Below are 14,758 nucleotides of genomic sequence, written 5' to 3'. Positions count from 1 at the left end.
GTTGCCGAGCCAGAACACGACGAAGGCGACCCACACGAGGAGCGCACCGCCGACCAGGAAGGCGTCCCTGTTCATGCTCGCGGCTATGGAACAGTGGTTTAATTACCTGTTGTTTCCGGGCCCCGTCCCCCGAACCGGGCCGGCGCGACGGGACCGTGCGGGCCGGTCGCGTCCCGTCTGTCCGGGGCTGTCGCTCGCGTCGGGACCGGAACCCGGGTCTTTTATTTGCGCGGCCCGGCCTCCATTCGGTACGATGGTCCCTGCCGGCGACCGCGCCACGAGCCTGCTGGGCAGTCTCCTCTTTCTCGGGGTGTCGGCGGTCATCCTCGCCTTCGGCTACGTCACCGGCTTCGTCACGATGACGCTCCAGCACGACGCCGTCCCGGTCGCCGTCGGCTTCCTCGAGGCCGAGTTCGCGGTCGTCTCCTTCGGCGCCTTCATCCTCGTCTCGGCGGCGGTGTTCCTCGCCGGGCTGGCCCGCCGCTCGAACCCCGACTTCGCGACCGACGCCGGCCACGTCACGGCGGTCGTTCCCGTCTACCGGGACGCGAACGTCCTCGAGCGCAGCGTCGAGAGTCTGCTCGAGTCGGACTACGAGGACCTGGACGTGCTGGTCGTCTGCGAGCCCGACGACCCCCGGACACAGGACCGGGCCGCCCAGCTCGCCAAGCAGGAAGGGGTCGACTACCTCGTCAACACCCGGGCACCGGGCTCGAAGGCCGGCGCCATCAACTACGCCGTCGAGGAGACCGACGGCGAGTACGTCGCGGTCTTCGACGCCGACGAGCGCGTCGACGAGCGGTTCGTCCCCGCCGCCGTCGCAAAGCTACAGGACAGCGACGTCGTTCAGGGCCGAACCGTCCCCGAGCCGACCGGCCTGGTCGAGTCCTTCGCCTACTACGAGTCGGTCCTGCTGAACTACGTGGCGCTTCGCCTGCTGTACGTCTTCACGGAGTTCCGGATGGCCGCCAGCCGGGCGGTCGTCCTCCGCCGGGAGGCGCTTTCGGCGGTCGGCGGCTACGACGAGGGGATGCTCACCGAGGACTTCGCCTTCGCCCACGAGTGCTACCGCGAACGGCTGGACGTGACGGAGCTGCTCGCGTACCCCTCGCAGATCGACGCCGCCCACACCCTCCGTGACTGGTGGGGGCAGCGAAAGCGCTGGATGACCGGCTACGCGCAGGTGCTCCATCGCCTGCTTGCGTCGGTCCGCCCGCTGACCGACTACCGCAACCCCCTCTCGGCGGTCATCGGCGCGACGACGGTGCTGGGAAGCCTGTTCATGCTCACCGTCCTCTCGAAGTTCGCCGTCCTCCTGGTCGTGGGCGCGAACCTGCTGTTCGTCGTGCCGCTTGCCGCGATCGCCGGCGTCACCTACCTGATCCACTGGCTGGACCACGCCCGCGGGACCGTCTCCCGGCCCGGCTGGCCCGGGCTGCTCGTCCCGCTGGTGCTTCCGGTCTACAGCCTCGCGGCCGTCAAGGCGGTCTTCGAGTACCTCTTCACCTGGACCGGCGAGTGGTACCGGGTCAGCAAGGAGGCCTGACGCGCCCGCGCCGGGCGACCCCCCGCCGGAGCGGTGGGCGGCCCGTCGGCCCGAGCCCCGACGATTCTTGTACCGCGGCGGGCGTGGTGTGAGTATGGCACACGACGCCTTCGGGCTCGACGGGTCGGTCGCGGTCGTCACCGGCGGCAGCCGCGGCATCGGCGAGGCGACGGCGGTCGCGCTGGCCGAGGCCGGCGCCGACGTCGCCCCGGTCGCCCGCTCCGAGGACGAACTGGCCGAGACCGCGACGCGGGTCGAGGACGCCGGGAGCGAGGCCCACCCGGTCGCGCTCGACGTCACCGACAGCGCCGGCATCGTCGCGCTGTTCGACGAGGTCGCGGACGCGCTGGGTCCGGCCGACGTGCTGGTCAACAACGCCGGCACGAACCCCTTCTTCGGGGACGCTCGCGACCTCGATACCGAGACCTGGGAACACATCTTCGCCGTCAACGTCCGGGGGGCCTTCGAGTGCGCCCGGGAGTTCGGCCGCCGGGTGCTCGACCGCGGTGGGGAGGGTGCGCTGGTCAACGTCGCCAGCGTCGGCGGGGTCCGCGGGCTCCCCAGGCAGGTCCCCTACGTCGCCTCGAAACACGCGCTGGTGGGGATGACAAAGACCCTGGCCGTCGACTGGGCGCCCGACGTCCGCGTGAACGCGCTCGCGCCCGGCTACGTGAAGACCGACCTCACCGAGGGGGTGCGGGAGAACGAGTCGATCCGCGAGGACCTGCTCTCGGAGATCCCCCAGGACCGCTTTGCCGACCCCGAGGAAATCGCGACCGGCGCGGTCTACCTGGCCAGCGACGCCGCCTCCTACGTCACCGGCGAGGTCCACCTCGCCGACGGCGGCATGTCGGCGAACTGAGGGCAGTCGAGGGACGCCCGGACCTGAGCCGGGAGAGAACCACCCACACCCGCCGCTCGGGCGTGGCAGGTATCGACGCCTCACTCGCCGTCGGCGGAGGTGGTCCCCTCGGCGGGACCGCCCCCACCGGTGGAGTCCGTCCCCGTCGAGGACGGCGCGTCGTCCGCCCGGGCCTCAGACTCCGTGGCGGCCGTATCGTCGCCGGCGTCGGGGCTCTCGTCCTCCGCGTCGGGGGGCTGATCCGTCGCGGCGGAGGCCCCTCCGTCTGCGTCAGAGGGTTCGGTATCCGCAGCGGTGTCCTCGCCGTCCGTAGCGGCGCCCCCACTATCCGCGCCGACGGCCTCGCCGTCGGAGTCGGGGTCGCCCTCCCCGGCCGGAGCGGTCGCGTCGGCCGTCTGCGTGTCCTCCGTTCCGGAGCCGTTTGCGGTCCGGTCCGGCGTCGCGGTGGCGCTGTCGGTCGTTGACGCCTCGACCGCGGGGCCGGCGGGTTCGGAGCCGTCGGCGACCGTCGAATTCGCCCCCGGGGTGTCGGTCCCGGCGGGCGGGGTGGCCGTCGCGTTCCCCGCGCCCGTCCCTGAGGCCGCCGGGTCGTCGTCTGACGGAGCCTCGGCGGTGGCGTTCGCGAGGCTGTCGTCGTCCGTGTCCGCACCGGCGGCTGCCGTGGGCTCGGCGACCCCGTCACCCACCTGGCCGCCGTCGGAGGTGTTGGTCCCCGGCTGGGACGGGTCGGCCGCGTCGGCGATGTCCGGGTCGGGATCCTCCCCCAGACCAGCGGTGGCGTTGCCGCCCTCACCGCCGGCCGGGTCACCGCTTCCGACGGCGGTCGCGTTGTCGTGTCCGACGGCGGTCGCGTTGTCGTGTCCGACGGCGGTCGCGTTCCCGTCGGTGTCGACGGCGACGTTCCCGCCCGGGCCGGCGGTGGCGTTCCCGGCCGGGTCGCCGGCGGCATTCTCGCCCGCGTCGGTGGTGCGGTTCCCGGAGGGGGAGGCTGGCCGGTCACCGGTGTCTCCTGCAGGGGGTTCCGGATTACCGGCCGTCCCGTTTCCGGCCGTCGCGGGCGTCGGTGCCCCGGTCGTTCCCGGTCCGTCACCGGTCGCGTTTCCAGCGGCCGTGGCGACGGGGCCGCTGTCGCCGGACCCGCGCTTCGCTCCGGGCCCGGGACCGGCGCCGTCGCCGGCCGCCCGCGCGTCGGGGACCGGCTCCCGGACGGCGAAGTCCGTGCCGTCGCTGCTCGCGCTGAACGTGACGTCGACGGCCTCGGTGTCGCCGAGCCGTCCAGCGGACGTTCCCTCACCGCCCACGACGCCGCCGGTCGCGGCCGCGAAGGCGGCCATGAGGGCGACGAAGATAACGACTGTTCGTTTCATCGGTCTGCCTCCGCGTCCGCGCCGTCGGCGTCGGGCTCCCCGCCCGTGTCGGTCCCGCCGTCGGTCTCCGCTGCCAGCGGCTCCGTCGCGGACGCGCTCCCGGAGTCGTCGGCCGTTCTCGCACGGTGCCACGCGCCGACGGTGACCCAGCCGGCAAACAGCAGGCCCAGCCCGCCGGCGGTCGCCGCGCCCACCGACACCGGGTCCGGGGCCGCAGCCACGGTCACCTCGCCGTAGACGTTCCAGCCCGCGTACGCCAGCAACGTCCCGGAGGCCAGCAGCGTGAGCTTCAGGTCCGCGACCGCCACCGCGACGGTACCGGCCCGCGACGGCGTCTCAGCGTCCGTCTCCGGGTCGGCCTCCGCATCGGTGTCCGCGTCGGCCTCCGCCTCGGTATCGGTTTCGGCGTCGGCCTCCGCTGCAGCGGCCTCCGCATCGTCCGCCTGGTCGGCGTCAGTGCTCGCGGCCGGCGCGTCGTCCTCGTTCTCCGTGTCGTCGACACCGTCGGGCGCGGTGTCAGCGGCGTCACCGCGGCGCGCCCAGCTGTACAGCTCTGTGACCAGCAGCAGGGCCAGCGGCGCGACGACCATCGCCACGTAGCCGGTCGGGGTGTTCGCCCAGAGGATGACGTGGCCGACAAGCGGGATGGTCAGTACCACCTTGCCGACGAGACTCTCCCGCGCGACCAGCCGGCTGTCGGGCTCCTCGTTCGCGTCACCTTTCGTGACGAACTGGCCGTCCTGGGTGCCGACCACCCGGTGGGTCGTCGGGACTTCGTTGCCGTCGTCGAAGGTGACGATGTCGCCCGCGGCGACCTCCGCGGTTGCGGCCACGATGACCACGTCACCCGGCGAGAGCGCCGGCTCCATGCTCCCGGAGAGGATCACGTAGCCGTGGTCCGCGCCGACGACCTGGGGGACCGCGAAGACGACGAAGGGGACCACCGCCGCCACCAGGAGCACCCCGGCGAGCGCGACCGCCACCTTCCGGGCCCGGGAGCTGTTGGCCGACCGGAGCCGGCCGAGCGGGCTCATTCGCCCCCTCCAGTCTCACCGGACTCGGCCGGCGGCGCGGCGCCCCCGCCGGACGTGTCGGCTCCGCCCCCGGCGTGTTTCGGCCCGGGGTTCGGTCCGGGGCCGTCCCCGGACCCGGGCGTCGACGGCGGCCCGTCGACGCTCGCCGCGGGCTTCGCCAGCGGTTCGGGACAGTCCCCGCCCTCGAGGGTCGGCGCGCAGACGCTCACGAGCACGTAGCTGATGGCGTAGCGGCCGCCGCTGTTGGGGTTTTCCGGCGCGCTGATGACCCCGTCGACCGCCCCGTCGAGGACGCCCGTGTCGAATCCGTAGGTGTCGTCGGGGCGCTCGTACTGGGCATCGTTCGGGCCACCCTTGACCGCCACCGCACAGAGCGGGAGGACGGGGCCGCCGTCGGTCGAGACCAGCTCGAAGGCCACGCCCGAGTCGCCGTCGACGGCGGTCACGTCGAGCGCGTAGCCGACCAGCCCCTCGTCGAAGGCGTAGGTCCGGCCCGCTTCGAGGGGCTCGTCGACCTCCACCTTCCCGACCGGCCAGCAGCAGTCACAGCGCCAGGCGGGCGGGCAGGGGTCGGGGGAACTCGGGGCGAAGGGGTTCCGGTCGGGGTCGCTGTTGCGACACTGGACGGCGGCGACGTCGAGTGCGAACTCGACGGTCTCGCTGCCGACGTAGCCCTGGAGGTCGTACTCCACGAGCACGAACAGGTCGTCGGTCAGGCAGTCGAAGCCGTTCGGGGGGTCGCCGTCGCCGTCGAGCCGGCGGCCGGTCCGCAGCCCCTCAGCGACCTCCCGTAGCGACCCCTCGTCGATGCGGGGGCCGGCCGTTCCGTCGGCGTCCGAGTACCGCAGCCGGACGCCCAGCAGCTCCGCGAGCGTCGTCTGCGCCGGGCAGTCGGCCCGGAGCCAGAGGCTCGCGGGGTTGTTGACTCCCCGCGCCGACTCGGGCAGCGAGAACCGCAGCAGCGTCCGGCCCTCGGTCCCGTCCGCCGGAACGGCTATCGGGAGCGCGAGCCGTGGCCCGTCGGCGACGCCGTCGGGGTCGTCGAGGTCGACGGCCGTCGGGTCACCCTGCCAGTAGGCGACGGTGAGGTCGACGAGACCGGCGGTCAGCTCGCCGCCCGTCCCCTCGCTGTCCCGGAGGAGTGCGCCGGTGCCCTGGCCGGCGAGCGCGCCGGCGCCGCCGGCCGCAGCCAGCGCCGCGAGCACGCGCCTGCGGGTGAGGCTCACGGCCCCACCTCCGTCGGCTGGACCGTCGGCGCCACAGGGAACGGGCTCGCGGCGCCGGCGGGGACGGCCCCGAAGGCGAGTTCGAAGGCGACGCTGTCGCCCTGGGCGACGTTGACGCCGTCGGCGTCGGGCATCGACCACGCGAGCGCGAAACAGCGCGCCGACCCGGGGGTGAGCCCGGTCAGCACGCGCTGGCCGTCGGCGTCGCCGACGTCGCTGTCGGGACCGAAGGCGGTCCCGAGCGGGGCCCGCTCGACCAGCGGCGCCTCCAGGGCCTCGGAGAACTCCCGGCGGCCGTTACAGGAGCCAAGCGGCGAGCCGTCCCGCCAGAGCGCGACGGTGACCCGCTCGTCGAGCTCGCCGTCGTCGGGCGACCGGTCGCCCGCGGCGGCCTCGGCCTCGTTCAGCCCGCCCTCCGCGTCGTCGGTGACGACCCCGCGGAGCCAGACGTCGACCGGTTCCGCGAGGAGGTCGCCGTCGTCGACGGCCTCGAGCCCGACCACGAGCGTCCCCTCGTCACCGGGGAGGACGTTCCCGACGGTGACGACGGGACCGTTGACGGCCGTCACGTCCGTCGGGTCGTGGACGTAGGTGGGGTCGGTCCCGGGGTCGAGTGTCTCGGTCAGGCTGGCCTCGGCGGGCCCGGCCTGGCTCTCCAGGGCGACGCCGTTGTAGCGTTCGTACCACGCGACCCGGACCCGGCGGTCGTCGAGGTCGCCGTCCGAGGCGTAGGTGTAGTGGGTGTAGCGGGGCTCCTGGCGGGTCAGGTTCGCCCCGGTCACCCCGAGTGCGCCGGCGCCGATGCCGGCCAGTAGCTGCCGACGTGTCAGTTGCATAGTGTTGTGTTCGTTGTCCTCCCCTCGACTGCCGGGGGGATAGGTATGGAGTCGTTCCCGGCCGCGTCCGAACCGGTACGAGGTCCGTACAGCGGCGTACGGAGGCCGTACACCGGCTTCGTTTGCCGGAAGTCAGTCCGCCGTCTGCGTGACCTCCTGGCCGGCGGGCTCGGCGTCCTCGCTCTCGAAGGGCGCGTCGTTGTGCCGGCACTGCTCGGCCTCGAAGCCCAGCGAGAACTCGAGGGAGTCGGACTGGATCTCGTTGCCGACCGCCGGGTCGACGGCCCACTCGAAGCCGACGTAGTAGGTGCAGGACCACTCCAGACACTCCCGGACGGGGGCGTCGCTCTCGGGATCGGCCGCGACCCGGGGGTTCCCCACGAGGAGGAGTCCGTCGTCAAGCGCCTCCAGCGCGCCGTCGAGGCTGCCGTAGAACAGCGGGACCTCGCCGGCACAGAGGTGGGCGATCCGGTGGAGTACACAGACCAGCCGGTCACGGTCCGCGGCGAAGGAGAGACGGTTGATGTCGAGAGGGTCGCCGCTGACCGGCGAGGCCATGATCTCGAACAGCTCGATGGTCTGGATCTCCCCGTCGACGATGTCGTAGTTCGGGGCCGTGCCCTGGGCGTAGGCCGTGTCGATCCCCGTCGCCAGGCTCACCTCAGGTTCGACCTCGTAGTGGACGGTCAGCACGTTCGCGCCGACCACGTCCTCGAGGTACTCGGTCAGCTGGACCGAGTAGGTCGCCCCCCAGTCGTCGTAGGTGACGCCGGAGAGCGGGTTCACGGGCGAGCCGCTTCCGGGTTCGTTGTTGCCCGTGTCGTGGGGCTGGCCGTCACCGATGACGACGACGCACTTCTCGTCGGCGTCGCTGCCCTCGAGCATGTCGATGGCCTCCTCCAGTGCGGTCGGCAAGAGGGTGCTGTTGCCGGGGGACATCGCGTCGACCTCGTTGCGCAGCGCGTCCAGGTCGTCCCCGAGGGGGACCTTGACCCCGGTGTCGTTGCCGTACTCGACGAGTCCGACGCGGACGTTCGCGTCCGGAATCATGTCGGCGGGCAGGCCCAGCCCGGAGACGTCGGGCTCGGCCAGCAGCTCCTCGAACAGCGCCTTCGCGCCGGCCTGTGCCTGCGGGAACTTGTTCGGCGCGGGCGTGTTTTCGTTTGCGTTACATCCCGCGGAGGAGTCGGCCCACTCCATCGAACAGGAGGTGTCGAACAGGACGACGACGTCGACGTCCTGGCCGTTCCGTGGCTCGTAGACGTTGTCGCCGTCGTCGTTCCAGACGAGCACGTCGACGCTCTCGCCGAGCTCGCCGGTGTCGGGGGTCGAATCCACCTCGGCCTCGGGCTCGGTGAGCCCGTTCTCGGCCTCGCCGGTCAGGTCCCCGAGCATCCGGATGTATGCGGGGTTGTCGAAGAAGTGCAGCGACAGCGTCACCTCGCCGGTGTCGCCGGGCTTCACGTCGTCGAGTGCGACCAGCGGCGCCTCCCAGTCGTTGCCCGCGCCCAGGTCCGCGAAGAAGGCGTCTTTGAACGCGGCGACTGCGGCCGACTGGCCGGCAGCGGTGTTCAGGTCGTAGCCGTTGCGCTTCGCCCAGACCACGAAGGACTGGGGAACGTCGTCCTGGACCCCGTCACCGTCGCTGTCGGGGTAGGCGTTGACGTAGGGGCGGCCGGCCGAGCCGTAGACCGCGCTCTCGGCGGGGCCGTCGTAGGTCTGTTGCCAGTCGACGAGCAGGTCGAGCTCGCCGGCGCGGAGGCTGTTGTTCGTGAACGATTCGCGGTCGCTGAAGAACGCGGAGGTCCCGAGACCGGCGCCGGCCGATGCCAGCCCCACGGTCCCCAGGCCCGCCAGCAGCTTCCGCCTGCTGAGGTTGTACAGTTGATTGTCGTCAGTCATGTTTCTGAAGGGTCGGTCCGGGACCCCCGGACCACGGTCGGGGCGGGGCCGGAACGGCCCTGCCCGTCGGTTCACCCGGTCACTCCGCCGTGGGAGTGGGAGCGTACGGGTCGGGGTCGTCGTTGTGGCGGCTCTGTTCGGCCGCCAGGCCGATGTCGAAGGTCACCGAGTCGGACTGGACCTCGTTGCCCACGTCTGTCGGGAGCGTCCACTCGAAGCCGATACACTGGGTGGTCGCGCCGGGGTAGGGCTGGACGCCCTCCTCCTGGCGGTTGCCGTCCAGCAGGACGCCGTCGGCGAGCTGGTCGAACACCTCGCTCATCGTCCCCTCGGCGATCTTCTGTTCGCCCGCGAGGACGACCTGTGCGATCTCCGCGTAGACGGTGTCCAGGTCGGCGGGGTTCGGCGCGACGAACGCGTCGTCGGGCGACGTTGCGAGACTCTCCAAGAGACTCGTGTCCGCGTTGCCCAGCGCGATGGTGAAGATGCGGATACCCGCGTTCTTCGCGGCGTCGGCGGCTGCGATGGCTGCGCTGGCGTTGGACTGTCCGTCGCTCAGGAGGATCATCACCTTCGAGGCGCCCGGGGTGGCGTTGGTCCCGTTGAGGAGCTCGTCGGCACCCTCGTTCACGCCGGCCGCGATAGAGGTGCCGCCACCCGCGGTGTAGCTGGTGATCGCGTTCTGGACGAGTTGGTAGTTGGTCGTCAGCTCCTGGTCGGTCGTGGCGCCACTGTTGAACGAGACCGCCGCGGCCTCGTCCGGCGAGGAGAGGTTGTCGACGAAATTCGTCGCGGCGGTCTTCAGCGCCGACAGCGGTGCGCCGCCCATCGAACCGGAGACGTCACTGACGAGCGCGACCTCCAGTTCCTGTTGCTGGCCGGTGCCGGTCGGCTCGTAGACGTTGTCGCAGTCCTCGTCGTACCAGACGCAGACCTCGATGGCGTCCGCGAGGTCGCCGCCCTCGGTGTCGTCGACCTCGCTTTCGGGCTCGGTCTCGCCGTTCTCGGCCTCGGAGAGGTCGCCGAACAGCTCGACGTAGCCGGGGTTGTCACAGATGTGGACGCTGATGGTCACCTCGCCGGAGTCGCCGGGTTTCACGTCCTCAAGTGTGAACATCGGGATCCCGCTGCCGTTGACCAGGAATTCGTCGGCCTCGAGCGAGCAGAAGTCGAACTCCTCGCCCTGGACGAGGTCCTCCCAGGCCTGCATGTCGGCTGGGCTCGGTGCCTGGTCGAGCAGGTACCGGCCCTCGCCGAGGTCCTCGGCGTCGGGGTAGCCCATCGCCGTCACGGCGTCGAGCCGGCCCGGGCCGCCGAGGTAGGTCGCCTTGTAGTCGAGTTTCAGGTCCAGCGTGCCCGCGGTGAGGCGGTTGTCCTCGAAGGCTTCGCGGTCGCTGAAGAACGCGGAGGTGCCGAGGCCGGCGCCAGCGGAGGCGAGCCCCACTGTCCCCAGGCCTGCGAGTAGCTTCCGCCTGCTGAGGTTGTACAGTTGGTTGTCGTCGGTCATTGTCGTGTTGTGTGTTGTTGGTTGGTCTGAGACGGTTCAGGCGGTGGTCACTCGATGCTGATGTCGAAGGCGACGTCCTCGTCGCTGCCGGAGTAGTCACCCTGGACGTCGACGGTGACGTCCCCGCTGATCTCGAACGGGGCCGCCACGTCGGCGGCGTCGGTGTCGAAGACCAGGTAGGTGAGGTCGCGGCCGCTGCCGTCGTTGCTCGCGGAGACGGCGTCGGGACCCGAGAGGGTCGTGGCCACGCCGTTCAGTTCGAGCGCGAGGTTCGCGACGCTGACAGTCGCCTCGTCGGCCTTGGTCGTGATGGCGAGCTTGCCCGAGGGTGCCGGGATCGCGCTGGCGACGCTCACGCCGTCGAGGGTGAACGAGGCCTGGCTGCCGTCGTACTCGTAGCTGAACGGGACGGTGTTACCGGGGGTCCAGACGTAGTTCGCCGTGGTGGCACTGCCCACGTCCGGGCCGACCGCGACTTCCCAGGCGCCGGCGGCGAGGTTGTCACCGTAGCGCCCGCGTGCGAAGGAAGTCTCCTGCTGGGTCGCGAACTCCTCTTGCTTGGCGAAGCCCTCACCGGTCCGGGTGGTGATGCTCGGGGTGCAGGGGTTGGCGGTGCCGTCGTTGTGGCGGGACTGGACCGCGTGGAACTCCAGGGCCATCGACAGCGTGTCCGTCTGGATCTCGTTGCCCACCGAGGTGGGAACTTCCCAGAACAGGCACAGGCAGGGGCCGGTGATGTAGTCAGGGCCGTCCGTGACCTCGACTTCCTCGCTGTAGGGAGCTTGGTCGCCCGGTGCGAGCCCGGCGGCACCGGAGCCATCGAGGGCTGCGCCACCGGTGATGGCGGCAAAGACGTCGAGGAGGCTGCCGGAGACTATCTCCTCGCCCTCGACGAACTCGCCGTCAACCTCGTTACAGTAGACCAGCCGGGCGTCGATGCTCTCGGCCAGTTCGCCGTTCTCAGTGCTGTCGACCTCGCTCTCGGGCTCGGTGAAGCCGTTCTCCGACTCGGAGATGTCACCGCAGGCCCACACGTAGGATGGGTTGTCGACGATCTCGAAGCAGAACTCGACGTGACCGGAATCGCCGGGCTTCACGTCGTCCAGTTCGTAGAACGTGCTCGCGGGCTCGCCGTCCTGGGTGCCCATAGCGGAGCCGACCTGGTTCTGGACGGCCCCGTCGCTGTCGTAGGAGGTCTCGTAGAGAACGCGCATGTCGAGCGAGCCGGCGGTGAGCGTGTTGCCGCTGAACGACTCGCGGTCACTGAAGTACGCGGAGGTACCGATACCCGCGCCGGCGGATGCGATGCCGATGGCTCCGAGCCCGGCCAGCATCTTGCGGCGCGACAGTGTGTAGAGTTTGTCGTCGGTCATGGTTTTGGTATCCCGACGATCCATCCGGCGTGGACTGGGTCGTCTGGGGATACTACCCCCCAGCACAGGTCGGGTATTACCTATGCACTCGTTCAGCCGACTCGAGCCCCGAAACGCCGATTTATAGGGGTTCGATACCGATTTCGACCCGCCCTGTACGGGACCCGTACCGGTCGCTGGCCGGTCCGTACGTGAACCGTACCGGTCGCGTTGGGATGTCGTACCGCTCGCAGCCGGATACGTACGGTTCGCGTACCAGATCGTCTCAGATGGCCGACAGAAGCGTACCGGGGCGTACGGAAACCATCCCTAAGCCCGATGCGAGCGTCTCCTCCCGGCAGTGATGGGGTGAATGTTCGAACGTGTCCCGGTAGCCGAATCGGAGCTGTACCACCTGTTGAGCAACTCGCGGCGCCGGGAGACGCTGGCGACGCTCTGGCGCCGGCGCGAGGGGATCCCGCTGCGGGAGCTCTCCGAACGGATCGCCGCCAGCGAGGCCGGCACCGACCCGGCCCCGCGCGCACTTCGGGGGAGTGTCTACAACGCGCTCCACCAGACACATCTGCCGAAACTCGCCGAGTATGACCTGCTGGAGTACGACGCCGACCGGAAGCTGGTCCGACCCTCCCCGCACACACTCCCGGTGAGCCGCTACATGGACAACGTCACCCGCGCGGGGATCACCTGGGGGGAGTACTACCGCGGGCTCGGCATCGTCGGGCTCTTCGCGGTCGTCGCCTCGCTCGCCGGCCTGCCGGCCTTTGGCGCCCTCGACCCGCTGGTGTTCGCGACGCTGTCGCTTGCCACCTTCGCGGTCTCGACGTGCTACCAGCTGGTGACCGGAGGGCTGGTCGCACGCTTGCGCAGAAACTGATTCTCGAGGTACGGCCGACTGACCCGATGGCGGCAGCTCTGTCCGGAACGGTCCGGGTGACAGGGGCCAGTCCCGATCGCGACGAGAACGTCACGCCGCGGCCAAAAAGGGAGTGAGACGGCGACGCCCGGGGCCGGCTACCCGAGCGAGACGGGGTCGGGCTCGGCCGCGAGCATCTCCTCTGTCAGGCGCATCTCGACCAGGCGGGCCTGGCAGTCGCCACACCGGACCGCCACGACCGGATAGCTCGCACAGCAGGACTCGACGGTCCCCTCCTCCAGTGCGGTCGGGCCGCCGCAGGATGGGCAGGTCTCCGCGAGCAGCCGGAGGGCCCCGGTGGTCTCGCTGCGGGCGTCGATGCTCAGTCGGTCCCAGGTCGGGACCCGGTCGGCCAGCAGCTCCATCGCAGCCGCGTCCGCACGGAAGGCAACGGGGGACTCCCAGGTGCCTACCTGCCGGCCGTGAACCGTCGCTGCCAGCCCCTCGCCGGCGGGGGTCACCGCCAGCTCCGCCCCGGCGGCACCGACCCCGGTAGCGAGGACGGGGGCGGCGTCGTCAGCCGACAGCTCGCGCGTCCGGTCGGCCCACGCCGACGCGAACGCGGGGTCCAGCGTCACGTCGGCGCCGTCGGGCTCCTCGACGAGGACGTCCGCGGCGGCGAGCACCACGCCCGGGTCGACGTCGCTCGTCGGGGCGTCGGCCTTCCCGAACCACGCGAGGACCCGCTCGGGGAGGTATCGCTTCGTCAGTTCGGGCGTCCCGGGCACCAGATAGCCCCGGAGGTAGACGAGTGCGAGCGAGAGAACGCCGACCACGAGGGCGGCGGGCGGCGAGAGGAGCGCGACGGCGGCAGTCCCGGCCGCCGCGAGCGCGAGGTTGACTGCGGTACAGGGGGGACACCGGTTCGGGCCGGTGTACTCGGGTCGGCGGACCCGGAAGCGCGACAGCGTCGACGAACTGAGCCTCATGCGGTGGTGACGTCGCTACGTCGTACCGGCGTATAGGTATAGAGAGCGTACGAACCCCGCCGGATGCGGCGCTGTCGGGCCCGACACCCGGCCGGGGCGGTCGACGGCGACCGCCGAGCGGGCGGCGGCCCGGACCTGACCGGTGAATTACGAGGGATATAGTTATTAGATTAATGTGCGTTACGTATAGTTGGAGATCACAATGCAGACGATCGGGGACGGGGGTGAAGGGGCCGACCCGGTGGGACGGGTCGAGTCGGAACTCTCCCCGGACGACATCTTCAAGACGTTGAGCAACCGCCGCCGCCGTCACGTGTTGCACTACCTGCGACACATCGGCGGGACGGTGACGATACGCGACCTCTCGGAGCAGCTGGCCGCCTGGGAGAACGGGACCGCGACATCCGAGGTCGTCCCCGGCGAGCGCAAGCGGCTGTACACCGCGCTCCACCAGACCCACCTGCCGAAGATGGACGCGCTCGGGGTCGTCACCTACGACCGCAACCGGGGGACAGTGAGGATGACCGACTCCGTCCGGGAGTTCGATGCCTACCTCGACGCCACGTCGTCGGGGAGGCGAGCCTGGGGACCGGTATACCTCGCGGTGAGCGGCGCGCTGGGGCTGCTGGCCGCCGCCGGGGCGGCCGGGCTGCCCCCGCTCGCGTGGCTCGGGGGGTACGGCTACGCGCTGGTCACTGCTGCGGTGATCGCCGGCCTCGCAGCCGGCGAGACCGTCCAGCGGTACAGACAGCCGGCCGCGGAACCCGACCGGCCGCCGACGGCCGTCGGCGGCACCGCGGGCAACCGGACGACCGACGACTGACGGACCGGGCCCGGTACGCGATGGGTCATCTCTTCGGACTGGCCGACACAGGAACGCGAGCGTCGCCGACGCTCCGGGCCTCGGCCGGTCGGGACAGGACGCACGGAAAACAGGGGCTCGTTCGGACCACGCGGAAGACAGTGATTCAGGCCGGTTCGGACGCCTCTTCGGCACCGGTCTCGGGGTCGATACCCTCCTGGTCGCTCGCCGCCGAGCGGATCTCCTCTTCGATCTCCTGGCGGCCCTTCTTGAATTCGCCCATCGCCTGCCCCGACGAGCGCGCGAGGCTCGGGAGCTTGTTCGCACCGAACAGCAGGACGGCGATGGCGAGGATGATCAACAGTTCCGGTCCGCCGGGGATGCCCACGAACGCTGGGATAGTCATGCCCATACCCCTCGTTCGGCGGGAGCCGGTATGAGTATGACAGCCGTACGTGTCT

The 14,758-nt window shown here is 70.9% G+C and carries 13 protein-coding genes; 4 read left to right on the top strand and 9 right to left on the bottom strand.

Annotation, left to right across the window (positions count from 1 at the left end; translation table 11 throughout):
• Positions 1-253: 253 nt before the first annotated feature.
• Complete coding sequence (locus GN153_RS12210; protein WP_159903171.1) at positions 254-1,546, top strand: glycosyltransferase; 1,293 nt, start codon at positions 254-256, stop codon at positions 1,544-1,546.
• 94 nt (positions 1,547-1,640) lie between these two features.
• Positions 1,641-2,408, top strand: coding sequence for an SDR family NAD(P)-dependent oxidoreductase (locus GN153_RS12205; RefSeq protein WP_159903169.1), 768 nt, complete (start codon positions 1,641-1,643; stop codon positions 2,406-2,408).
• An 80-nt stretch (positions 2,409-2,488) separates the two neighbouring features.
• Here GN153_RS12205 and GN153_RS12200 read toward each other — a convergent pair whose 3' ends face one another.
• From GN153_RS12200 to GN153_RS12170, 7 genes are all read right to left on the bottom strand, one after another.
• On the bottom strand, positions 2,489-3,775 hold the full coding sequence (locus GN153_RS12200) for a hypothetical protein (RefSeq protein ID WP_159903167.1): 1,287 nt from the start codon (positions 3,773-3,775) through the stop codon (positions 2,489-2,491).
• Entirely contained in the window at positions 3,772-4,809 is a 1,038-nt protein-coding gene (locus GN153_RS12195) for a signal peptidase I (protein WP_159903165.1), read from the bottom strand. Before GN153_RS12195 ends, GN153_RS12200 begins: the two co-directional genes overlap by 4 nt.
• The gene (locus GN153_RS12190; protein ID WP_159903163.1) at positions 4,806-6,035 is read right to left on the bottom strand and encodes a hypothetical protein; all 1,230 of its coding nucleotides are present in this window, start codon (positions 6,033-6,035) and stop codon (positions 4,806-4,808) included. Before GN153_RS12190 ends, GN153_RS12195 begins: the two co-directional genes overlap by 4 nt.
• The gene (locus GN153_RS12185) at positions 6,032-6,871 is read right to left on the bottom strand and encodes a hypothetical protein (protein ID WP_159903161.1); all 840 of its coding nucleotides are present in this window, start codon (positions 6,869-6,871) and stop codon (positions 6,032-6,034) included. The genes GN153_RS12190 and GN153_RS12185 overlap by 4 nt, the downstream gene beginning before the upstream one ends.
• Positions 6,872-7,003: 132 nt before the next feature.
• Positions 7,004-8,773 (bottom strand): vWA domain-containing protein, encoded by a 1,770-nt coding sequence (locus GN153_RS12180; protein WP_159903158.1) that lies wholly within the window; start codon positions 8,771-8,773, stop codon positions 7,004-7,006.
• A 79-nt stretch (positions 8,774-8,852) separates the two neighbouring features.
• Positions 8,853-10,280 carry a vWA domain-containing protein gene (locus GN153_RS12175; RefSeq protein WP_159903156.1) on the bottom strand — a complete coding sequence of 476 codons (1,428 nt, stop codon included), beginning with the start codon at positions 10,278-10,280 and terminating at the stop codon, positions 8,853-8,855.
• Between the two features lie 47 nt (positions 10,281-10,327).
• The gene (locus tag GN153_RS12170; RefSeq protein WP_159903154.1) at positions 10,328-11,653 is read right to left on the bottom strand and encodes a choice-of-anchor W domain-containing protein; all 1,326 of its coding nucleotides are present in this window, start codon (positions 11,651-11,653) and stop codon (positions 10,328-10,330) included.
• 352 nt (positions 11,654-12,005) lie between these two features.
• On the opposite strand from GN153_RS12170, the gene GN153_RS12165 reads away from it, so the two are divergent.
• Positions 12,006-12,527 carry a DUF7344 domain-containing protein gene (locus GN153_RS12165; protein WP_159903152.1) on the top strand — a complete coding sequence of 174 codons (522 nt, stop codon included), beginning with the start codon at positions 12,006-12,008 and terminating at the stop codon, positions 12,525-12,527.
• A gap of 137 nt (positions 12,528-12,664) precedes the next feature.
• Here GN153_RS12165 and GN153_RS12160 read toward each other — a convergent pair whose 3' ends face one another.
• Positions 12,665-13,495, bottom strand: a complete 831-nt coding sequence (locus GN153_RS12160) for a hypothetical protein (protein WP_159903150.1) — start codon at positions 13,493-13,495, stop codon at positions 12,665-12,667.
• A gap of 202 nt (positions 13,496-13,697) precedes the next feature.
• On the opposite strand from GN153_RS12160, the gene GN153_RS12155 reads away from it, so the two are divergent.
• Positions 13,698-14,318 carry a DUF7344 domain-containing protein gene (locus tag GN153_RS12155; RefSeq protein WP_159903148.1) on the top strand — a complete coding sequence of 207 codons (621 nt, stop codon included), beginning with the start codon at positions 13,698-13,700 and terminating at the stop codon, positions 14,316-14,318.
• A gap of 145 nt (positions 14,319-14,463) precedes the next feature.
• Here the strand turns inward: GN153_RS12155 and GN153_RS12150 are convergent, their stop codons facing one another.
• The gene (locus GN153_RS12150; RefSeq protein ID WP_201287886.1) at positions 14,464-14,703 is read right to left on the bottom strand and encodes a Sec-independent protein translocase subunit TatA/TatB; all 240 of its coding nucleotides are present in this window, start codon (positions 14,701-14,703) and stop codon (positions 14,464-14,466) included.
• Positions 14,704-14,758: the final 55 nt, after the last annotated feature.

The sequence above is a fragment of the Salinirussus salinus genome, assembly GCF_009831455.1.
GTDB lineage: Archaea > Halobacteriota > Halobacteria > Halobacteriales > Haloarculaceae > Salinirussus > Salinirussus salinus.
Note: the sequence above shows the minus strand (reverse complement) of the source record. Positions and strands in the feature narration are given on the sequence as shown.